Origin of the sequence: Pantoea sp. JGM49, from assembly GCF_018257655.1 — a bacterium.
GTDB lineage: Bacteria > Pseudomonadota > Gammaproteobacteria > Enterobacterales > Enterobacteriaceae > Pantoea > Pantoea communis.
Genome location: NZ_JAERJM010000007.1, coordinates 103163 through 124932, shown reverse-complemented (window position 1 = coordinate 124932; position 21770 = coordinate 103163). Strand labels below are relative to the sequence as shown.

Here is a 21770-nt window from a genome sequence, read left to right as displayed (position 1 = left end):
AGGACGACCTGCCGTAATAAGAGATTTCACTCATGATTGATCGCGTATTGATTGCCAACCGTGGCGCGATTGCTGTGCGCATCATCCGTACCTTGCAAGCGATGAACATCCGCGCGATTGCGGTGTATGCCGAAGCCGATCGCCACGCGCGCCATGTGCGACTGGCCGATGAAGCCTGGTCGCTGGGCGAGGGGCAGGTGCGAGACACTTATCTCAATCAGCAAAAAATACTGGAAATTGCCGCACAGAGCGGGGCGCAGGCAGTGCATCCCGGTTACGGTTTCCTCAGCGAAAATCCCGAGTTTGTGACGCGCTGTGAAGCGGCCGGCGTGCAGTTCCTCGGGCCGAGTGCCGGGCAGATGGCCGCGTTCGGTTTAAAACATCGTGCGCGTGCGCTGGCACAGGAGAATCAGGTGCCGCTGCTGCCGGGCAGTGGTTTGCTGACTTCGCTGGACGAAGCGCGAGTGATGGCGGAGAAGATTGGCTACCCGGTGATGCTGAAAAGCACCGCCGGTGGCGGCGGTATTGGCATGCAGCGTTGTGATGATGCCGAACAGCTCAATGCGGCGTTTACGCGTGTTAAACGACTGGCAGGCAATAATTTCGCCGACGATGGCGTATTTTTAGAGAAGTTTATCGCCCGCGCGCGCCACATTGAGGTGCAGATCTTTGGCGATGGGGCTGGCAAAGTGATTGCCCTTGGCGAGCGTGACTGTTCTGCTCAGCGCCGCAACCAAAAAGTGCTGGAAGAGACGCCCGCGCCGGGGTTGAGCGAGGCAGTGCGCGCTGAGCTACAAGCAACTGCGGTGCGACTGGCGCGTGCGGTCAACTACCGCAGCGCGGGCACCGTGGAGTATGTCTACGATGATGCCAGCCAACAGTTCTGGTTTCTTGAAGTGAACACCCGTTTGCAGGTGGAGCACGGCGTCACTGAAATGGTGTATGGCGTGGATTTGGTACGCTGGATGGTGGAGCTGGCGCAACAAACGTTGCCGCCGCTGCACACCTTATCGACCGAAGCGCAAGGCCATGCGATTCAGGTGCGCCTGTACGCTGAAGATCCGGCCAAACAGTTCCAGCCCAGTGCCGGTTTGCTCAGTCACGTCCAGTTCCCGACGGAAAGTGAAGACGCCACGCTGCGCATCGACAGCAGCGTGGAAACCGGCATGGAAGTATCGCCGTTTTACGATCCGATGCTGGCGAAAGTGATTGTGCATGCGGCCAGCCGTGAGGTGGCATTGCGCAGTCTGGCACAGGTGCTGGACGCCACCGAGCTGTACGGTATCGAAACCAATCTGCTGTGGTTGCGCCATCTCTGTTCCCTGCCGGAAGTGCAGCAGGGCCGCATCATCACCGCCACGCTGGGCGGCGTGCAGTGGCAACCGCCCACGCTGGATATCCTCAGCGGCGGCACCTTGACCACGGTGCAGGATGCGCCTGGCCGTGTCGGTTACTGGCACGTCGGTGTGCCACCGTCTGGCCCGTTTGACAGCCGCGCGTTCCAGTTGGGTAATCGCTTATTGAATAACGACGCGCAGGCGGCGGGGCTGGAGATTACCTTGCGCGGTCCCACGCTGCGTTTTAATCAGGCGTGCAGTTTTGTTCTGACCGGCGCACCGATTGCCGCGCAGCTGGATCTGCAGCCGTTAACGATGCATCAGATTGTCACCGCGCAGGCCGGGCAAACCCTGACGCTGGGCGATGTGAGAGAAGGGTGCCGCAGCTATCTGCTGCTGGCGGGCGGCTTGAATACGCCGCGCTATCTTGGCAGCCGCAGCACCTTTACGCTCGGCAAGTTTGGCGGTCACGCCGGGCGGGCTTTGCGGGCGGGCGATGTATTGCATCTTGCCGAACCGCAGGTGCTGGCAACGGCAGACTTGCCTCGCGAGTTGGTGCCGGAACTCAACGGCGAATGGCAGCTGCGGGTGATTTACGGCCCGCACGGCGCACCGACCTTCTTTACCGATGATGACATCGAGGCGTTCTTTGCCGCCGAGTGGCAGGTGCATTATAACTCCAGCCGTACCGGCATTCGCCTGATCGGACCGAAACCGACCTGGGCGCGCAGCGACGGCGGTGAAGCGGGCATGCATCCTTCCAATATTCACGACAACGCCTATGCCTTTGGCACGGTGGATTTTACCGGCGATATGCCGGTGATCCTCGGCCCGGACGGTCCTTCGCTCGGTGGCTTTGTCTGCCCGGCCACGGTGATCGAAGCCGATCTGTGGAAGCTGGGACAGCTCAAAGCAGGGGATCGCGTGCGCTTCCTGCCGATCGATCTCAGCAGTGCGGATCAACTGGCGCAGGCAGAGCGTGAAGCGATCATCAAACTGCAATCCGTACCGCTTACAGTGAACGCTGCGCTGCCCCTTATTGATCCACTATTGCACCATCAGGCGGCAGAAAATGGCCGCCCATCGCTCAGTGTGCGTGCAGCAGGTGACCGTTTTCTGCTGGTAGAGTATGGCGATTTGATGCTGGATATCGCCCTGCGTTTCCGCGTGCACGCGCTGATGCAACAGCTGGAAGCCCATTCTCTGCCGGGTCAGCTGGAATTAACGCCGGGCATCCGTTCGCTACAGGTGCATTACGACGCACAACACTGTGTGAGAAGTGAGCTGTTGGCGCAAATTTTGCACATTGATCATGCGCTGGGCGACCTCAGCGAGGCCGCTGTGCCCTCGCGTACTGTGTGGTTACCGCTCAGCTGGGACGATGCGGCCTGCCGTGAGGCGATAACCCGCTACAGTCAGTCGGTACGCCCCAATGCGCCGTGGTGCCCTAGCAATATAGAATTTATCCGCCGCATCAATGGTCTGGCCAGCATTGATGAGGTGAAGGAGATCGTGTTCAGCGCCGCCTATCTGGTGATGGGGCTGGGCGATGTCTATCTCGGTGCGCCCGTGGCGACGCCGCTCGACCCGCGTCATCGCCTGGTGACCACGAAGTACAATCCGGCGCGCACCTGGACAGCAGAAAACTCGGTAGGTATTGGCGGCGCTTACATGTGCGTCTATGGCATGGAAGGGCCGGGCGGTTATCAGTTTGTCGGGCGCACCATGCAGATGTGGAACCGCGATCGACAAACCTCGGCCTTCACACAGCCGTGGCTGCTGCGCTTCTTTGATCAAATCCGTTTTTATCCGGTCAGCGCCGAGGAATTGCTCAGCATTCGCGAGCGTTTCCCGTGGGGTGACTATCCGCTGCGGAGCGAAGAGGGCGAATTCCGCCTTGCAGATTATCAGGCGATGCTGGTGGAGCAGGCGGAGGAAATCGACGCCTTCCAGCAGCAACGTCAGCAGGCTTTTGACTGTGAACTGGCGTGCTGGCGAGCAGAAGGGCAATTCACCTTCGACAGTCAGCTGCAGGAACAGAGTATTGAAGAGATTACGGTGCCTGCAGGGTGTAGCCCGGTAGAGAGCCTGGTGGCGGGCAGCGTGTGGCAATGGTTGGTTGACGAAGGCAGTGAGATTGAAGCGGGTGCCACGGTAGGCATTCTCGAATCTATGAAAATGGAAATCCCGATCGTGGCGCCAGTCAGTGGAAAAATCCATAGTTTCTATCGGCAGGCTGGGCAGCAAGTGCAGGCGGGTCAGTTACTTATGGTGATCGATCCTTCTGCGGCATAAGTAAGAATAAAAAATAATCAGTAATCAGGCAGCAAAGCCGGGGATTTGACCCATAATTAGTAACCCGGCTGATTGTTGCATTGCCATGACATCTTTTCGCAGTGTGCAACAGGCTGTGTCCCGTAACGGTTTAATAAAAAATCGAAAAGACCGCTGCGGGATACAGCCTGACTTGGCCGGGTTTCAGCGCCTGGTGGCGCTTACCTCTCTACTTTCACGTGCTTCATAGTGAGTTTTAAGGAGTTCTCTATGGAAATAAAAGATCCAATGGTCGAGTTATTGAGTAGCCTTGAGCAGATTGTTTTGACACGTGATGCACAGCCTTCCGTATCAGAAATTACACTCAACGCAGTATCCGTTCCCGAGCCACAGCGTTTACGCGAAATGACCGGCATGCAGGTGGATGAGTTCGCCCGCGTGATGGGGGTGAGCGTTTCATCTGTAAAAAGTTGGGAGGCGCAACGCACGCGCCCATCCGCTACGGCACGTAAACTGATGAAACTGCTGCAAGCGAATCCCTACCTGGGGCGGCAGTTGCTCGAGTAAAAAGACTATCGGTTCTCTGACCCGCCTGCACGGCGGGTTTTTTTTAGCTCAATCCGCCGTATTTCGCCGCCTGTTTCACAAACCAACTCTCTGGCACGCTGTGTGGTGGCTGCGCCAGCTGATCAATGCCTTGCTGAATGATCTGCTCTGCCTGCTGCCACAATTGCGGATCGCCCTGGTTCAACAACTGAATCTGGATCTGTTTTTCAATCAGGTAGATACGTGCAAAGTCGGGATCGAAATGCACAATGGCGCGGGTGTTGTCGATGATATCGGCCAGCTTGATGGTTTGCGCATCGGGACAGGCTTCGGCGGTATGGCGGAAGTGCGCCAGTTTGCGGGCGGCGCGGTTTTTCGCCTCGGGCTGCGCGCTGTCAGTCAGCATGTCGACCAACTGCGCGACGCGCTGTCCAAAATGGCTTTCAATGTCCTGTAACGTGCTCGGGGTATCTTCCACGGTGTCATGCAGCCAGGCGGCGGCAATCATCTGTTCATCATCGGTGACGCTGCGCACCAGTTCGGCCACCGCAGCTGGGTGCACTATGTAAGGCTCATCGGTGTATTTGCGACGCTGACCCGCAGCAGCATGTGCCTGCGTGGCATAACGGCGCGCTTGCTCTTCCAGTGAATCACGCATCTTTAACACTCCGGAATAAAGTTGCTTGCAATTATCTAGCGCGCTATCTATATTGAATCGCATGAACAGTAATCAAGATGACAAAAAAGTGCAGCAGACGCCACTCCAGGTTGATCAACACCTCTGCTTCGCGCTCTATTCGGCGAATCTGGCGATGCACAAAGTCTATCGCCAGCTGCTGGCTGAGCTGGAGATTACCTATCCGCAATACCTGGTGATGCTGGTGCTGTGGAATCAGGATGATGTGACCGTAACGGAGATTGGCGAGCAGCTTTTCCTTGATTCAGCCACGCTGACGCCGCTGCTGAAACGCTTAGAAGCCGCTGGTTTGTTACGCCGTCAGCGTTCGCGTCGCGATGAGCGCCAGGTGGTGGTGACCCTGACAGATGAAGGTCGTGCGCTGCGTGAACGAGCACAAAACATTCCCGAGGCGGTACGCTGTGCCACCGCCTGTGACGATGACACCTTGATTGCTTTGAAAAATCAGCTGGACGATTTGCGCACCAATCTTAACCGCGCCAAATAAAGCATTTTGGATGTCGCCAACGCGGCATCCTGGATATCAACGTCAAAACTGCGCATAGATATATAGTGCGCGATTATATAGTGAATAGTGAGGTTAATATGTCTTTAGATAAAGTTGTTTATACCGCAAAAGCCAAAGCCACCGGCGGCCGTGATGGTCGTGCCACTTCGTCTGACAACGTGCTGGATGTGAAACTGGGCGTGCCAAAAGAGATGGGCGGCGCAGGCGGCGAAGTCACTAACCCAGAGCAGCTGTTCGCCGCGGGTTACTCAGCGTGCTTCCTCGGTGCGATGAAGTTTGTGGCTGGCCGTGACAAAATCACCATGCCAAAAGATGCGTGGATTGAAGGCGAAGTCGGTATCGGCCCAATTCCAACCGGTTTTGGAATCGAAGCTAAATTGAATATCCACCTGCCAGAGATGGATGCAGCCGAAGCGCAGAAACTGGTGGATGCGGCACACATTGTTTGCCCGTACTCTAACGCCACGCGTGGCAACATTGATGTGACTCTGAATATCATCAACTAAGGTCGCTGCCAGTCCAAAGAGAGGCTCCATCAGGGGCCTTTTATCATTTTATGGGGTCAGATCAATTATTGTCTGGTCTTACCATTGGTTAAATGTTCTACTGCTGCGCTGCATGCGCCTTCATTGCCGTTCCGGTTCAGATTCGTCCCGTTCCTGCTCGTTGCTTGCGCTTTTCTCGCTCACGGACGAACTCTATTGACTTTAAATAGTCCCATTTAAGGTTGGTTTATTGACACCGGGTCAGGAATGAATAAGTAAATGAATTATATCAAAACGTTAACGCAGCAAAAGCTGTCGCTGTTGCTTGCGCTCTATCTCGGCATCTTGTTGAATTTGCCAATTTTTTATCGCCGATTTGACGGCTTCCTAACGAAATCCACCCTCTCTAACTGGCTTTCTGCGGTCGCAGAAGTGACCGCTGCGGTGCTGCTGACGTTTTTCCTGATGCGTCTGCTATCGCTGGGCGGTAAGTGGGTTTATCGCATCCTTGCCACGTTAACCGTGGTAATTTCCGTGGCTGCCGCCTATTACATGGCTTTCTTTAATGTGGTGATCGGCTACGGCATCGTGGCCTCAGTGATGACCACTGATGTCGATCTCTCTAAAGAAGTGGTCGGCATGCGCTTTGTGCTGTGGATGGTGCTGGTCAGCGCGCTGCCGCTGCTGCTGATTTGGCGTAATAACCTTAGCCAGACCTTGATTGAGCAATTGAAAACGCCGGGCCAGCGTCTGAAGCCTGCGCTGATCATGCTGTTGAGCGTAGCGCTGGTGTGGTTGCCGATTCGCTACTTCGACAAACTGCAAAAAGTGAATGAAGAGATCACCAATATCGACCTGCCAAGTTACGGCGGGGTGGTGGCGCACTCGTATTTGCCTTCTAACTGGATTGCGGCGCTAGGTCTGTTTGCCTGGACCAAAGTCGATGAAGAGATGGATGGGGCGGAACTGCTCGATCCAGCGAAGAAGTTTACTTACGTGGCACCGCCGGGCATTGATGATACCTATGTGGTGTTTGTGATTGGCGAGACCACGCGCTGGGACCACATGGGTTTGCTGGGCTATGACCGCGATACCACGCCGAAGCTTTCTAAAGAGAAAAACCTGGTGGCGTTCCGCGGTGAGTCTTGCGATACCGCCACTAAGCTGTCGCTGCGCTGCATGTTCGTGCGCGAGGGCGGCACCATGGATAATCCTGGCCGCACGCTGAAAGAGCAGAACGTTTTTGCGGTGATGAAGGAGCTGGGCTTTACCTCTGAGCTGTTCGCCATGCAGAGTGAAGTGTGGTTCTACGATAACGCCGATGTGAATAATTTCTCGTTCCGTGAGCAGATTGGTTCTGAGAAGCGTAATCAGGGTAAAGCGGTGGATGACATGCTGCTGGTGCCAGAACTGCAGGCCTCGCTGCAACGTTTCCCGAAAGGTAAGCATCTGGTGGTGTTGCACACTAAGGGTTCGCATTATCTGTATTCACAGCGCTATCCGCGCAACTTCGCCCGTTATCAGCCGGAATGTATGGGCGTGGATGAGACCTGTAGTAAAGCGCAGTTGATCAATGCTTATGACAACTCGATTCTTTACGTCGATACCATGCTGGATAGCGTGCTCGATCAGTTGCGTGATAAGAAGGCGATTGTGTTTTATGCCGCCGATCATGGTGAGTCGATCAGCGATAATATGCACTTACACGGCACGCCGCGTGAGATGGCGCCGCCGGAGCAGTTCCGCGTGCCGATGATGGTTTGGGCCTCTGATAAATATCTCGAAGATCCCACCAACCGCAGTAACTTCGAGCGTTTGCAGGCGCAGCAGCGCGTAGGGAAAACCCATCGTCATGTTGAGTTGTTCGATACCATTTTAGGCTGCCTGGGCTACAGTTCGCCGGATGGCGGGATTAAAGCGGCGAATAACTGGTGTCAGGCACCAGCGGCGACGCCTGCTAAAGCGTTGTAAGGGTTTTCTGGAAGGTGTTGAGCGGCTGGGCTTTTTGCGGCGCTGTTTGCTTTCCAGGCGATCGGGCGGATTTTACGGAAAAGGGATTGACGCTCCCAAGGGGGAGCAGTAATATTCGCCCCCATCGGCGAGTAGCGCAGCTTGGTAGCGCAACTGGTTTGGGACCAGTGGGTCGGAGGTTCGAATCCTCTCTCGCCGACCATATTTGAAGAAACCTGCTTGAAAAAGCAGGTTTTTTTTCGTCTGTCGATCGCGGAGTCGGTGCAGCCAGGAGTGAATACGGGGCCGCTGCGTAAAGTCGCTGCCTCGTCCCTGATCGCTCGACACACGCCATCCATGGCGTGTAACGCTTTACTCCGCGGCCCCGCATTCCCTCCTTCATTTGATTCTGTGCGCGCTTTTGGAAGTGAACATTTGGCTTTGTGTTTGTTGCCAGGGGCGGAGTTGTGAAGTTTGTACGCGCTTTTAAAAGCGGAACCGGTGCAGTCAGGAGCAAATACGGGGCCGCTGCGTAAAGTCGCTGTCTCGTCCCTGATCGCTCGGCACACGCCATCCCTGGCGTGTAACGCTTTACTCCGCGGCCCCGCATTCCCTCCTTCGTTTGATTCTGTGCTTGCTTTAGGAAGCGAACATTCGGCTTTGTGCGTGCTGTCATAAAGAAAACATGCTGTTGCTTAGATGCGTGCTGTTTTTCAAAACAGCGGCATCATTGCTGATGAGCGATGGGAAGGCGGCTCGGGGAGCAAAGCGTTCGCCGCAGGGATGCGGCGACCGAGGCTACAGGGATGTATTTACGCCGTCTTTGCGATCGAGCCGCCTTCCCTGAGCAGCGCACCATTTAAAAGCGATGCTGTTTGCACCTAACCTTAGAATTCACCCATCCCATCCGACAAATCACATTTACCCGCCATTATTCCCACTTTACCGACTCGACCCCTCACGCAATCAACCCTGCACGCTTAATTCGCGACACATTCTTCTTATGACCGATTAATGCTTTTTGCTGATTTCTTATGCCATTACACCAGCATATTTCGCTGCCTGAACGTCATAACGCACGACGAATCGTTCAGTTATTCGACGTTTACCAATAACTTTTGTGTGTTTTTTAGCGGTGATAATCACTGTCATTTGACTGTATAGCCAGACAATCACGCGGCATTGCGCGCTTTATCACCTTTTTAAATTTTGGCTCAGCGCAATAACCCTGTTTTTTATCGTTGCTTGCACTTACTCACACTCTGTGTAAATAACCCCACCTTGTATTGACGTTCTTTGCAACTGTTGACAAATTGATGCGTCAATAACATGCAGAGTAGGGCGATTCTGAGGAGCCATTGGCTATCGGATGACAAAAAAAACCACTCGCATGCTGCCCGAACCGCATAAAAAAATTCAGAGGTCGGGCGACGCACACAACATCACATCACAATGGAGCAAAACATGATCAACTCCCTGGCTAAATCCAGGATGCTGAAGGTCGGTCTTAGCCTGATTGCTATGACTGTTGCCGCGGGTGTCCAGGCGAAAACCCTCGTATATTGTTCAGAAGGTTCGCCGGAAGGCTTCAACCCACAGCTCTTCACATCGGGTACCACTTACGATGCCAGCTCCGTGCCGATCTACAACCGTCTGGTTGAGTTCAAAACCGGTACTACCGAGCTGCAGCCTGGCCTGGCTGAAAAATGGGACGTTAGCGAAGATGGTAAAACCTATACCTTCCATCTGCGTAAAGGCGTGAAGTGGCAAACCACCAAAGACTTTAAGCCAACGCGTACCTTCAACGCTGACGACGTCGTGTTCTCCTTCGAGCGCCAGCTCGACAAAAACAACAAGTACCACGGTGTATCGGGCGGCAGCTACGAATACTTTGAAGGTATGGATATGCCGAAGCTGATCGAGAAAATCGAGAAAGTTGACGACTACACCGTACGCTTCACCCTGAGCCGTCCTGAAGCACCGTTCATTGCTGACCTCGGCATGGACTTCGCCTCGATCCTGTCAAAAGAGTATGCGGACAACATGCTGAAAGCCGGCACGCCAGAGAAGCTGGACCTCAATCCAGTGGGCACCGGTCCATTCGTGCTGCAGCAGTATCAGAAAGATTCTCGCATTCTGTATAAAGCCAACCCGGACTTCTGGGGCACCAAGCCGAAGATTGATCGTCTGGTGTTCTCTATCACGCCTGATGCGTCTGTGCGTTACGCCAAACTGCAGAAGGGTGAGTGCCAGGTGATGCCGTACCCGAACCCGGCTGACATCGCCAGCATGAAGAAAGATGACAAAATTAACCTGATGGAGCAGCCTGGTCTGAACGTCGGTTACCTGTCATTCAACACCGAGAAAAAACCGCTGGATAACGTGAAAGTGCGTCAGGCACTGACCATGGCGGTGAACAAACAAGCCATCATCGACGCTGTGTATCAGGGCGCTGGCCAGGCCGCGAAAAACCTGATCCCACCAACAATGTGGGGCTACAACGACGATGTGAAAGATTACGCTTACGATCCTGCCAAAGCGAAAGAGTTGCTGAAAGAAGCCGGCATGCCGGATGGTTTCTCTATCGACCTGTGGGCGATGCCGGTACAGCGTCCTTACAACCCGAACGCCCGTCGTATGGCGGAAATGGTTCAGGCTGACTGGGCGAAAATTGGCGTGAAAGCCAAGATCGTCACCTTCGAGTGGGGCGAGTACCTGAAACGCGCCAAAGCCGGTGAACACCAGACTGTCATGATGGGCTGGACCGGTGACAATGGGGATCCGGACAACTTCTTCGCCACCCTGTTTAGCTGTGCCGCCGCCAAAGACGGCTCTAACTACTCACGCTGGTGCTACAAGCCGTTTGAAGATCTGATTCAGCCTGCACGTGCTGAAGCCGATCACAACAAACGTATTGAGCTCTACAAACAGGCTCAGGTAGTGATGCATGACCAGGCTCCGGCGCTGATTATTGCTCACTCCACCGTGTATGAGCCGGTGAGCAAGAAAGTGACTGGCTATGTGGTTGATCCATTAGGTAAACATCACTTCGAAAACGTCGATATCCAGGAATAACCTTTCGGATTATCGCGGTCTGGGCCAGCGCTGCTGGCCCTCGGGCGGCACCTTTGCCGCCCGGTCTCCGCACTTTTTTTCCGGCTAATTTCTTATATTGAAGCGCTTCTTGCGTCGCGTCCGGCATTGTCGGCTGCGTGTTGTGAGCAATGTAGTCCCTGGCGGCAACGCCACGGGAAATGACTGAGAATCCGGCTTATGCTGCAATTCATACTCCGACGTCTGGGCCTTGTCATCCCAACGTTCATCGGTATTACCTTACTGACCTTTGCGTTTGTCCATCTGATCCCCGGTGACCCGGTGCTGATCATGGCTGGCGAACGCGGTATCTCTCCCGAGCGTCACGCCCAGCTGATGGCCCAATTTGGCCTCGACCAGCCGATGTGGAAACAGTACATCACCTACATTAATGGTGTGCTGCACGGCGATCTCGGCATCTCGCTGAAAAGCCGCATCCCGGTATGGGATGAGTTCGTCCCTCGTTTCAAAGCCACGCTGGAACTCGGCATCTGCGCGATGCTCTTCGCGATTGCGGTGGGCATTCCGGTTGGCGTGCTGGCGGCGGTAAAACGCGGTTCGGTGTTTGACCACACTGCAGTGGGCATCTCCCTGACCGGTTACTCCATGCCGATTTTCTGGTGGGGCATCATGCTGATCATGCTGGTATCGGTGCAGCTCAACCTGACACCGGTATCCGGGCGTGTCAGTGACACGATTTTCCTTGATGACAGCCACCCACTCACCGGTTTTATGCTGATTGATACGCTGCTGTGGGGTGAAGAGGGCGATTTCAAAGATGCGGTGATGCACATGATTTTGCCGGCCATTGTGCTGGGCACTATCCCGCTGGCGGTGATCGTGCGTATGACGCGTTCTTCAATGCTGGAAGTGCTGGGTGAAGATTATATCCGCACTGCGCGCGCTAAAGGCCTGACGCGTATGCGCGTCATCGTAGTGCATGCACTGCGCAACGCGATGCTGCCGGTGGTAACGGTTATCGGTTTACAGGTCGGCACCCTGCTGGCCGGTGCGATTCTGACAGAAACCATCTTCTCGTGGCCGGGACTGGGTCGCTGGCTAATCGAAGCATTGCAGCGCCGTGACTATCCGGTGGTGCAGGGCGGCGTATTGCTGGTGGCAATTCTGATCATCGTGGTCAACCTGCTGGTTGATCTGTTGTACGGCGTGGTCAATCCGCGCATTCGACATAAGAAATAAGGGGGGCATCATGACAACTGTTGATCCCGCAAGCGTAAGCGCTGCACCCAAGCCGATGACCCCGATTCAGGAATTCTGGCACTACTTCAAACGCAATAAAGGCGCGGTGATTGGCCTGGTTTACATCATTCTGATGCTGCTGATCGCCATCTTCGCCGATGTGCTGGCGCCGCATGCGCCGTCAGAGCAGTTCCGTGATGCGCTGCTGCATCCGCCGGTGTGGCAGGAAGGCGGCAGCTGGAAATTTATCTTTGGCACCGATGACGTGGGCCGTGATGTGCTGTCACGCCTGATGTTCGGCGCACGTTTATCGCTGCTGGTTGGCTGTCTGGTGGTAGTGCTGTCGCTGATCCTTGGCGTGGTGTTTGGTCTGATGGCAGGTTACCTCGGCGGCGTCGTCGACGCGGTGATCATGCGTCTGGTGGATATCATGCTGGCGCTGCCAAGCCTGCTGCTGGCATTGGTGCTGGTGGCGATTTTTGGTCCGTCGATTGTCAACGCCTCGCTGGCGATCACCTTCGTCGCGCTGCCGCACTATATCCGTCTTACGCGTGCTGCGGTGCTGGTGGAAGTGAATCGCGATTACGTCACCGCCTCCAGCGTGGCGGGTGCCGGTACGCTGCGCCAGATGTTCGTCAATATTCTGCCTAACTGCCTGGCACCGCTGATCGTGCAGGCGTCATTAGGTTTCTCCAACGCCATCCTCGATATGGCGGCGTTGGGCTTTCTCGGAATGGGGGCGCAACCGCCAACGCCGGAGTGGGGCACCATGCTCTCCGACGTGTTGCAGTATGCGCAAAGTGCCTGGTGGGTGGTGACGTTCCCTGGTGTCGTCATCCTGCTCACCGTGCTGGCATTCAACCTCATGGGCGATGGTTTGCGTGATGCACTCGACCCGAAACTCAAGCAGTAAAGAGGCACCGAGATGGCACTATTAAATGTAGAAAAACTGTCGGTGCACTTCGGCGACGAAAAAACACCGTTCCGTGCAGTAGACCGTATCAGCTACCAGGTTGAACAAGGCCAGGTGGTGGGGATTGTGGGTGAATCCGGCTCGGGTAAGTCGGTCAGCTCGCTGGCGATTATGGGCCTGATTGATTATCCCGGTCGTGTGATGGCGGAAAAGCTGGAGTTCAACCAGCGCGACTTGCAGAAGATCTCTGAAAAAGAGCGCCGCCAGTTGGTGGGCGCAGAAGTGGCGATGATCTTCCAGGACCCGATGACCAGCCTCAACCCGTGCTACACCGTGGGCTTCCAGATCATGGAAGCGCTGAAGGTGCATCAGGGCGGTAGCAAAAGCACGCGCCGTCAGCGTGCTATCGACCTGCTGGATCAGGTCGGTATTCCCGATCCGGCCTCTCGTCTTGATGTTTATCCGCATCAGTTGTCGGGCGGTATGAGCCAGCGCGTGATGATCGCGATGGCGATCGCCTGCAAACCCAAGCTGCTGATTGCTGATGAACCGACAACTGCACTGGATGTGACCATTCAGGCGCAAATCATCGAACTGCTGCTGGAGTTGCAGAAGCAGGAGAACATGGCGCTGATCCTGATTACCCACGATTTGGCGCTGGTGGCAGAAGCCGCGCAGCACATCATCGTGATGTACGCCGGACAGGTGGTGGAAAGCGGGAAAGCGGTGGATATCTTCAAAGCCCCGCGTCATCCCTACACCCAAGCGCTGCTGCGCGCGTTGCCGGAGTTTGCCGCAGATAAAGCGCGTCTGGCTTCGCTGCCGGGTGTGGTGCCGGGCAAATATGATCGTCCTACCGGCTGTCTGCTCAATCCGCGCTGTCCGTATGTGACCGAACGCTGCCGTCGTGAAGAACCTGAACTGCGTGACATTCCGGGTCGCCAGTCTAAATGCCATTTCCCACTGGATGATGCCGGGAGACCGACTTATGAGTCTTGATAACACTAAGCAGGATTACCTGCTGCAGGCGATCGACCTGAAAAAACACTACCCGGTGAAGAAAGGGCTGTTTGGCCAGGAGCGTCTGGTGAAAGCGCTGGATGGCGTCTCGTTCAACCTTGAACGCGGCAAAACGCTGGCGGTGGTCGGTGAGTCGGGCTGTGGTAAATCCACACTTGGTCGCTTGCTGACCATGATTGAAACGCCAACCGAGGGCCAGCTCTACTGGCATGGTCAGGATTTGCTGAAGCACGATCCGCAGGCGCAAAAGCTGCGTCGTCAGAAAATCCAGATCGTGTTCCAGAACCCGTATGGCTCACTCAATCCGCGTAAGAAAATCAGCCAGATTCTCGAAGAGCCGTTATTGATTAACACTTCGCTGAGTAAAGCGGAACGCCGTGAGAAGACGCTGGAGATGATGGCGAAGGTGGGCCTGAAAACCGAGCACTACGATCGCTATCCGCATATGTTCTCCGGTGGTCAGCGTCAGCGTATCGCCATTGCGCGTGGTTTGATGCTCGATCCCGATGTGCTGATTGCCGATGAACCGGTTTCTGCGCTCGACGTTTCCGTACGTGCGCAGGTGCTGAACCTGATGATGGATTTGCAGCAGGATTTGGGTTTGTCGTATGTGTTCATTTCTCATGATTTGTCGGTGGTGGAGCATATCGCTGACGAAGTGATGGTGATGTATTTAGGTCGTTGCGTTGAGCGCGGCGGTAAAGAGGCCATTTTCAGCAATCCGCGTCATCCTTATACGCAGGCCTTGTTGTCAGCCACGCCACGTTTGAATCCAGATGAGCGTCGTGAAAGGATTAAATTGACCGGCGAACTGCCAAGTCCACTCAATCCGCCGCCGGGCTGTGCGTTTAACGCGCGCTGCCGCCGCCGCTTTGGTACCTGCGTCCAGTTGCAGCCCAAACTTAAGCAATATGGCGAGCAGCAAATTGCCTGTTTCGCGGTGGATCAGGACGAGAATCAGCCAGTGGGCGTGTAATTAACAACGCCAGAAATGAATGAAGGCTCCTGCGGGAGCCTTTATTTTTTCCTGCGTTATACTTCAGGAATGCTAACAAGAAAAATGTTTCTGCCAGAACCGCCAGGAAATGTATTACTCCAGTGCATCAGTAATCGATTGGTCCTGCTTAGGAGGGAGAATCGTTAAGGCAAATTCTGAATAGCGTCAGGATTATGTGAGTGTAATCACACAGCTGTTAAATCCGTAACTTGAACCACTTTCTCATCATATCAGTAGCTTAGGTGAATGTTTTTGCCGTTATTATTTCAGTTAATCGATATTAATAAATCTCCGGCCTTAAATATCTGCACGCTTTTTGCATTGCCAGATTTTCAATCATATTGATAAAAGTCTTTTGTTGAATACGCCGTTTTTATAATCAGAATTCTCTCACTCTCTTTTAATGTGTGTGATATATTCGCGGAAAATTCCCTCCCGCTTTTACAGGCTCTGATCATGAAGAATTACGACGATCTGCAGCGTTTTAAAGAAAAGACCAAAACGCTTGATATCGCTTTTAAGGACATGTCTGGGCAATCGCAGGAAGCGGATCACAGCCAGTGGGCGATCATACGCCAATTAGCGAACGATAATGAGCCAGACCTGGGTAGCGGCCAACGTATTGATCTGCCACAGCCACAGCCGATTCGCGGCAATGAGTTCAGCGCGCCCGCAGCGCCGATGCAGAGTGCGCCAGCAGCAATTTCCTCTGCGGCCAGCTCTTCACGCAGTTCAATTCCCGACAGCCTGGCGGCCACTGCGCCTACAGAACCTGCGCCATCCACGCCGCCTGCGGGAGTCTCATCACTTTTCCCGCCTGCACCCGCGGCTAAACCGGCGCCTTCTGTGATCTCACAGGCACCGAAAGCGACCCATGTTGAGCGGCAGGCCACGACGTCGCTGTTTCCACCGCCGCCAGCGAAACCGGCGGCTGCACCTTTATCTGCATCCGCACCTATCGCTGCGGTACCTACCGTGACGCCGGCTCCCGCACCTGTAGCGAACCCTGCTCCAGCGCCTTTAGACTCACCGATTGCCGCGACATCGGCTGAAGCGCCGCAGGCTACAACAACGTTCAGTGCGCCCGCGTCTACCTTCACCGCTCCGGTTGAACCGGCGCGTCCGGCAGCTTCTGCACCCTCACGTTTTGGTGCCCTGTTCCGCTCGCGTGCGACGGAACCTGCTCATCTTTCAAAAGAAACACCCTTAAAACCGCTATTGGAGAAGATTGCGCTATGCCGTTAGTTTGTGTGTGCTCGCCAAAAGGGGGAGTAGGGAAAACCACCATGGCGGCCAACCTTGCATGGAGCCTGGCTCGCGCTGGCAGCAAGGTGTTGGCAATCGATTTCGATGTCCAGAACGCCTTGCGTCTGCATTTTGGTGTGCCACTGCACGATGGTCGCGGCTTTGTTGCGCGTTCTGAAGAGCAGGCTGACTGGAGCCAATCCATCCTCACCACCGGCGGTAATATTTTCGTCATGCCTCATGGCGATGTGACCGAAGATCAGCGTGAGCGTTTTGAAGAGAACCTGATTAAAGATCCGCATTTCCTGCGCCGCGGTCTGGACACAGTTTTAAATTATCCGGGACTGGTGATTATTGCCGATTTCCCGCCAGGCCCCGGTCCTGCACTTAAAGCCATGGCCGCTTTGGCCGATATGCATCTAGTGGTGATGCTGGCAGATACCGCCTCGGTCTCTTTACTGCCGCAAATTGAAAATGACCGCATGATAGGTAAGCCGCTCAATAATAAGCGTGGTCACTATTTCGTACTTAATCAAAGTGACAATCGCCGCAATATTAGTCGCGAAGTCACCGGCTTTATGCAGCAGCGTTTGGGCGAAAATTTATTAGGCGTGGTGCATCGTGATGAAAGCGTCGCGGAAGCCAATGCTTCACAACAATCAGTTTATGATTTCAGCCCGGCATCAGCCGCAGCCTTTGATATTGAACTGGTGGCGAAGCGCGTAGCCAATATCCTGAATATTACTGTGGGTAACGGTGAAGTTCAGGCACCTATCCGCAGCCATTATTAATCGCCAGGCATTTGCCTGGCGGTATTAGCAATAATAACAACACAGCTTCTTTAGGGTGAATCATGAGTAAACTCGGGTTTTACCTGCTGCTGCTGGTGCTTGCACCTGTGGCTGCGGTAATCGTCATCACGCCTATGGACAGCCAAAAACAATATATTTTTGGCTTAATCAGCATCGGGATGATGTTTTTACTGGGCTTCAGCAAAAGCCGCAAAATAACTGTCATCATGGTTATCCTTTCTGCGCTGATGTCGACCCGATATATCTGGTGGCGCACCACGGAGACGCTGCAGTTTAATTCCGAGATTGAAGCGATTCTCGGCATCGGCTTATATCTGGCCGAACTGTATGTCTGGCTGATTCTGATTCTCGGCTTCCTGCAAACCACCTGGCCATTAAAACGCACCATTGAACCGTTGCCGGACGATACCAGCCTGTGGCCTACCGTTGACGTCTATGTCCCGACCTATAACGAAAGCCTCGACGTAGTGCGTGATACCGTGCTGGCGGCGCAGTGCATCGATTATCCGCGTGACAAGCTCAAGGTCTATCTGCTGGATGACGGCAAGCGCAGCGAGTTTGCGGTTTTTGCCGCCGATGTAGGGGTGGGCTATATCACCCGTGACGACAACAGTCATGCGAAAGCCGGTAACCTCAACCATGCGATGAAAATCACCAAGGGTGAGCTGATTTGCATCTTTGACTGTGACCACGTCGCCACCCGTACTTTCCTGCAGGCGACCGTCGGTCCGTTCCTGAACGATCCCAAGCTGGCGCTGTTGCAGACGCCACACTATTTCTATTCACCGGATCCGTTTGAACGTAACCTGCGTGCAGCGCGTACCATTCCGAACGAAGGCGCGCTGTTCTACGGCCCGGTTCAGCAGGGTAACGACAACTGGAACGCCACCTTCTTCTGCGGTTCCTGTGCGGTGATTCGCCGTAGCGCGCTGGAAGAGATTGGTGGCTTTGCGGTTGAAACCGTGACCGAAGATGCGCACACCGCATTGAAAATGCAGCGCCTGGGTTGGGGGTCTGCCTTCCTGGCGATTCCGCTGGCTGCGGGTCTGGCCACCGAGCGTCTCGGTCTGCACGTGGTTCAGCGTAACCGCTGGGCGCGTGGCATGACGCAGATCTTCCGTGTGGATAATCCGCTGTTTGGCCGTGGTCTGAAATGGCAGCAGCGTCTCTGCTACCTCAACGCCATGCTGCACTTCCAGTTCGGTCTGCCGCGCGTGGCATTCCTGACCGCGCCGCTGGCGTACCTGCTGTTCAACCTGAACATCATTCACTCGTCGGCGTCGCTGATCTTCGCCTACGTATTACCGCATCTGGTGATGTCGCTGTACGTCAACTCCCGCATGAACGGCAAGTTCCGTTACACCTTCTGGGGTGAAATCTACGAAACCGTGATGTGCTTCCACCTCGTGATCCCGACGTTGCTGACCATGCTGGCACCAAAGCGCGGTAAATTTAACGTAACGGATAAGGGGGGCCTGCTGGACCAGGGCTTCTTCGATTTCCACATCGTCCGCCCCCATGTGATTGTCGCGGTACTGCTGACCATTGGTATCGTCGCGGGTGTGGTGCGTGCTGTTGCGCATGATTACTTCGGTGTTGATCCCTATGTTATCGCCCTCAACGTCGGCTGGGCGGTGTTCAGCCTGATCATCCTGATGGCGGCGATTGCCGTGGCGCGCGAAACCAAGCAGGTACGTAAAACCATTCGTATCGAAGTGCAGATTCCGGCGGTGATTCACTACGCCAGCGGTATCTCATCACGCACCCAAACCAGCGACCTGTCGATGGGCGGCGCGCAACTGGATGCGCCGGACAACCGTCATGAGCATGATGAAATTGAAGAGATTGATCTGCTGCTGAAATCCGGTGCCATCACTATTCCGGTGAGCAAAATCTCCGGCGATGAAGAGACCATTCGTCTGCGCTTTGGTGATATGCCGCTATCGCGTCGTCGTGAGCTGGTGCGTGTGGTACTGGCGCGCGCCGATGCGTGGATCCAGCCCGAGTATAAGCAGGACAACCCGCTGGTATCGTTGGGCACTATTATTCGTACCGTATTTGAGCTGTTCTGGCTGACCTGGAAAGATCGCCGTGAGAAGCATAAGCGTGAAAACCAGTCGGCAGTGAAAGAGGACAGCGCAGTATGAAGAATTTGACGCAAACGTTGCTGGCAAGCTCGCTGGCGACGGCGCTGATGCTCGCCCCGGCCTGGGCAGAAACCCCTGCGGTAACGCAGGATAGTTCGGCCTTGTCCAACGTGCCGCCACCGCAAGGCATCCAAAGTGAAGCGGATGCCCAGTTGCAGCAGGCGGCGGGTGCAACACCTTATGCGCCCACTGAAAATGCACCAGCAACTGAAAATACTGCCCCGGCTGCGACGGATATGCCAGCAGCCAACGCCACGAACTCGGCTGCACCACAGACGGAGCCGCCTGCTACCACGCCAGCGCCAGAGATGGTGCTGCCTGATGTGGCACCTGCAGCATCAGTCGCCGCACCCGTGGTTTCCGCTTCTGCGATGCTCAATCAACCTATCAGCAGCACCATTTCCGTGGCGCAGATGGGCCAGCCGCATGGCATCACCTTAACGGGCGGTCAGCTGCAATCGGGCATCGTGTTTACTCTGCCGAGCGATGAAGTGATCACCAACGCGCGTCTGAATTTGTCGCTGCGCGTTTCAGCAGCACTGGCGGCGCGTAATACCTCGTTGCAGCTGATGCTGAATGGTCAGCCGCTGGGCACTTTGCCGCTGGGTTCAAGCGACAGCGATGTCAGCGACTATCAGCTGGATATTCCAGCGGCGATGGTGATCTCAAGCAACAACCTCAGCTTCAAAATTAACGATGCCGACAAACTGCTGTGCGAAAAAGAGAGTGCACAGCAGTATCAGGTGTCGATTCTGCCTAAAACCACGCTGAGCCTCGAAGGCCAGCAGTTGAATATCGGCACCAGCCTGCGCAACTTCCCGCGTCCGTTTATGGATGCGCAGCGTATGACGCCAGCCAGCGTGACCTTTGGCTTTGCCGCCAATGCCACGCCGGACAGCATCAGCGCGGCGGCGTTAGTGGCATCATGGATGGGTATTCAATCGGACTATCGCGGCATTCGTTTCCCGGTGGTGCGTGGCGATCTGCCTGAGCACAACGGCATTTTGATTGGTCATCCCGGTGAGAAGATCGGTTCTGTGACTTTACCTGCCACCAACGGTCCGCTGTTGCAGGTGATTGATAACCCGAACAACCCGGTTTACAAACTGCTGTTAGTTGTCGGTGCGGATGATGCTCAGCTGCGTCAGGCGGCAAACCGTTTGACCACGCAACCGCTGGCGACCGATGCCAGCAGCCTGAACGTGCAGCCGCAGCCGATTGGCCTGCGTAAGCCGTATGACGCGCCGCGCTGGATCAATACCACTCGTCCGGTGCGGTTGAGCGAGCTGCTGCGTAAAGATCAGAGTCTGACCACCACCGGCATCTGGCATGATGCGCTGAGCGTGAACTTCCGCGCGGCACCCGATTTGTTCATGTGGGATGGCGACACTATTCCGGTCGAGCTGCACTACCGCTTCCCGTCGGAAAGCTGGATTGATGAGAACAAATCGTTCCTCAACGTGATGCTTAACGGCACCTTCCTGCGCAACCTGACCGTAAACAAAGTCGGCTTGCTGGAGAGCGCCTGGCATCGTCTTGGCGGCGACGCCCGTCAGGAGCACTACACCCTGAAGCTGGAGCCGTATCTGATTTACGGTGATAACCAGCTGGCGTTGTACTTCAACATCAAACCGAAAGCGGACGCGCCATGTGGTGTGTTGCTCAACAACAACATCAAGAGCCGCATCGAAGATGATTCGTGGATCGATCTGAGCCACACGCGTCACTTCACCATGCTGCCGAACCTGTCGTACTTCGTTGGCGCATCATTCCCGTTCTCGCGTCTGGCGGACTTCTCGCAGACCACCTTGCTGCTGCCAGAAAAACCGACCGATGCAGAGATCTCCACGCTGCTGGATATGTCTTCACGTGCGGGTAACGCGACCGGTGTACCGCTGGTGCAGAATCAGGTGCTGTTTGGTTTGCCAAATGGTGGCACTAACCTGACACGCCTGCAGGACAGTGATCTGCTGGCGGTGAGCACCACACAGAACAGTGAATTCAATCAGCAGATGCTGGCTAACACGCCTTATCAGACCAGCGGTAATACGTTGGGCGTGAAAGATCCGACGACCTGGGACAAGCTGCGTGGCTGGCTGACCGGCGACTGGAACCTTCAGCAGCTGGATGCCGATCGTTACTTCTCCTCCAACGAAGCGTGGCGTGGCTTTGTCAGCTACCGCTCGCCGTGGAATGCCGATCGCCTGGTGGTGATGACGGTGGCAACCAGCGATCAACAGCTGCTGCGTTTGCATGAAGATCTCAACTCGGCGCGCATTAACGCGGGCATTCGTGGCGATACCGCCATCATCACTGATGAAAACGGTATTCGCAGTTTCCGCGTCGGTCCACAGTTCCCGAGTGGCGAAATGCCGTGGTACATGATGGTGGTGTGGTATGCCAACCAGCATTCGGTGCTGATGGCGCTGGCCGCTCTGGTGCTGGCAACGCTGGTCGGCGGTAGCGCATGGGCGATGCTGAAGCGTCATGCATGGCGACGCCTCAACCCGAAAGCTGATAGCAAGTCCGGCAAGAAGTAAGGATAA

The 21770-nt window shown here is 55.2% G+C and carries 15 protein-coding genes and 1 tRNA gene; 15 read left to right on the top strand and 1 reads right to left on the bottom strand.

The window, feature by feature from the left end:
- The first annotated feature begins 32 nt into the window (after positions 1-32).
- Together uca and JK231_RS14050 are read left to right on the top strand one after the other, a co-directional pair.
- Positions 33-3632: an urea carboxylase gene (uca, locus tag JK231_RS14055; RefSeq protein WP_211728858.1), complete on the top strand. Its 3600-nt coding sequence runs from the start codon at positions 33-35 to the stop codon at positions 3630-3632.
- Between the two features lie 249 nt (positions 3633-3881).
- Positions 3882-4178 (top strand): HTH-type transcriptional regulator, encoded by a 297-nt coding sequence (locus JK231_RS14050; protein WP_034827767.1) that lies wholly within the window; start codon positions 3882-3884, stop codon positions 4176-4178.
- 43 nt (positions 4179-4221) lie between these two features.
- On the opposite strand, the gene JK231_RS14045 is transcribed toward JK231_RS14050, so the two are convergent.
- Positions 4222-4815, bottom strand: coding sequence for an HD domain-containing protein (locus JK231_RS14045; RefSeq protein ID WP_045815024.1), 594 nt, complete (start codon positions 4813-4815; stop codon positions 4222-4224).
- A 61-nt stretch (positions 4816-4876) separates the two neighbouring features.
- On the opposite strand from JK231_RS14045, the gene JK231_RS14040 reads away from it, so the two are divergent.
- The 13 genes from JK231_RS14040 to bcsB all read left to right on the top strand — a co-directional run bounded on the left by JK231_RS14040 (position 4877) and on the right by bcsB (position 21764).
- Positions 4877-5341: a MarR family transcriptional regulator gene (locus JK231_RS14040; RefSeq protein ID WP_211728857.1), complete on the top strand. Its 465-nt coding sequence runs from the start codon at positions 4877-4879 to the stop codon at positions 5339-5341.
- Positions 5342-5439: 98 nt separating this feature from the next.
- Positions 5440-5868 carry an organic hydroperoxide resistance protein gene (locus JK231_RS14035; protein WP_034827959.1) on the top strand — a complete coding sequence of 143 codons (429 nt, stop codon included), beginning with the start codon at positions 5440-5442 and terminating at the stop codon, positions 5866-5868.
- Positions 5869-6126: 258 nt separating this feature from the next.
- Complete coding sequence (gene eptB / locus JK231_RS14030) at positions 6127-7818, top strand: kdo(2)-lipid A phosphoethanolamine 7''-transferase (RefSeq protein WP_211728856.1); 1692 nt, start codon at positions 6127-6129, stop codon at positions 7816-7818.
- 125 nt (positions 7819-7943) lie between these two features.
- Positions 7944-8020, top strand: a tRNA-Pro gene (locus tag JK231_RS14025).
- A 1241-nt stretch (positions 8021-9261) separates the two neighbouring features.
- A complete protein-coding gene (gene dppA / locus JK231_RS14020) occupies positions 9262-10872 on the top strand; it encodes a dipeptide ABC transporter periplasmic-binding protein DppA (RefSeq protein WP_034827775.1) in 1611 nt (536 codons plus the stop codon).
- 198 nt (positions 10873-11070) lie between these two features.
- Entirely contained in the window at positions 11071-12090 is a 1020-nt protein-coding gene (gene dppB / locus JK231_RS14015) for a dipeptide ABC transporter permease DppB (protein ID WP_034827777.1), read from the top strand.
- 10 nt (positions 12091-12100) lie between these two features.
- A complete protein-coding gene (gene dppC, locus JK231_RS14010; RefSeq protein WP_034827779.1) occupies positions 12101-13003 on the top strand; it encodes a dipeptide ABC transporter permease DppC in 903 nt (300 codons plus the stop codon).
- 12 nt (positions 13004-13015) lie between these two features.
- Entirely contained in the window at positions 13016-14002 is a 987-nt protein-coding gene (gene dppD / locus JK231_RS14005; protein ID WP_038643846.1) for a dipeptide ABC transporter ATP-binding protein, read from the top strand.
- Complete coding sequence (gene dppF / locus JK231_RS14000; RefSeq protein ID WP_160833351.1) at positions 13992-14999, top strand: dipeptide ABC transporter ATP-binding subunit DppF; 1008 nt, start codon at positions 13992-13994, stop codon at positions 14997-14999. The genes dppD and dppF overlap by 11 nt, the downstream gene beginning before the upstream one ends.
- 477 nt (positions 15000-15476) lie before the next feature.
- The gene (gene bcsO, locus JK231_RS13995; RefSeq protein ID WP_160833352.1) at positions 15477-16265 is read left to right on the top strand and encodes a cellulose biosynthesis protein BcsO; all 789 of its coding nucleotides are present in this window, start codon (positions 15477-15479) and stop codon (positions 16263-16265) included.
- Entirely contained in the window at positions 16256-17056 is an 801-nt protein-coding gene (gene bcsQ, locus JK231_RS13990) for a cellulose biosynthesis protein BcsQ (protein ID WP_160833353.1), read from the top strand. Before bcsO ends, bcsQ begins: the two co-directional genes overlap by 10 nt.
- A 62-nt stretch (positions 17057-17118) precedes the next feature.
- Positions 17119-19224 carry a UDP-forming cellulose synthase catalytic subunit gene (gene bcsA, locus JK231_RS13985; RefSeq protein WP_160833354.1) on the top strand — a complete coding sequence of 702 codons (2106 nt, stop codon included), beginning with the start codon at positions 17119-17121 and terminating at the stop codon, positions 19222-19224.
- Entirely contained in the window at positions 19221-21764 is a 2544-nt protein-coding gene (bcsB, locus tag JK231_RS13980) for a cellulose biosynthesis cyclic di-GMP-binding regulatory protein BcsB (protein ID WP_211728855.1), read from the top strand. The genes bcsA and bcsB overlap by 4 nt, the downstream gene beginning before the upstream one ends.
- The last annotated feature ends 6 nt before the right edge of the window (positions 21765-21770 follow it).

Excerpts from the sequence above, each read along its gene's own strand:
- uca (WP_211728858.1), top strand. The coding sequence starts at position 33 with ATGATTGATCGCGTATTGATTGCCAACCGTGGCGCGATTGCTGTGCGC.
- JK231_RS14050 (WP_034827767.1), top strand. The coding sequence starts at position 3,882 with ATGGAAATAAAAGATCCAATGGTCGAGTTATTGAGTAGCCTTGAGCAG.
- JK231_RS14045 (WP_045815024.1), bottom strand. The coding sequence starts at position 4,815 with ATGCGTGATTCACTGGAAGAGCAAGCGCGCCGTTATGCCACGCAGGCA.
- JK231_RS14040 (WP_211728857.1), top strand. The coding sequence starts at position 4,877 with ATGAACAGTAATCAAGATGACAAAAAAGTGCAGCAGACGCCACTCCAG.
- JK231_RS14035 (WP_034827959.1), top strand. The coding sequence starts at position 5,440 with ATGTCTTTAGATAAAGTTGTTTATACCGCAAAAGCCAAAGCCACCGGC.
- eptB (WP_211728856.1), top strand. The coding sequence starts at position 6,127 with ATGAATTATATCAAAACGTTAACGCAGCAAAAGCTGTCGCTGTTGCTT.
- dppA (WP_034827775.1), top strand. The coding sequence starts at position 9,262 with ATGATCAACTCCCTGGCTAAATCCAGGATGCTGAAGGTCGGTCTTAGC.
- dppB (WP_034827777.1), top strand. The coding sequence starts at position 11,071 with ATGCTGCAATTCATACTCCGACGTCTGGGCCTTGTCATCCCAACGTTC.
- dppC (WP_034827779.1), top strand. The coding sequence starts at position 12,101 with ATGACAACTGTTGATCCCGCAAGCGTAAGCGCTGCACCCAAGCCGATG.
- dppD (WP_038643846.1), top strand. The coding sequence starts at position 13,016 with ATGGCACTATTAAATGTAGAAAAACTGTCGGTGCACTTCGGCGACGAA.
- dppF (WP_160833351.1), top strand. The coding sequence starts at position 13,992 with ATGAGTCTTGATAACACTAAGCAGGATTACCTGCTGCAGGCGATCGAC.
- bcsO (WP_160833352.1), top strand. The coding sequence starts at position 15,477 with ATGAAGAATTACGACGATCTGCAGCGTTTTAAAGAAAAGACCAAAACG.
- bcsQ (WP_160833353.1), top strand. The coding sequence starts at position 16,256 with ATGCCGTTAGTTTGTGTGTGCTCGCCAAAAGGGGGAGTAGGGAAAACC.
- bcsA (WP_160833354.1), top strand. The coding sequence starts at position 17,119 with ATGAGTAAACTCGGGTTTTACCTGCTGCTGCTGGTGCTTGCACCTGTG.
- bcsB (WP_211728855.1), top strand. The coding sequence starts at position 19,221 with ATGAAGAATTTGACGCAAACGTTGCTGGCAAGCTCGCTGGCGACGGCG.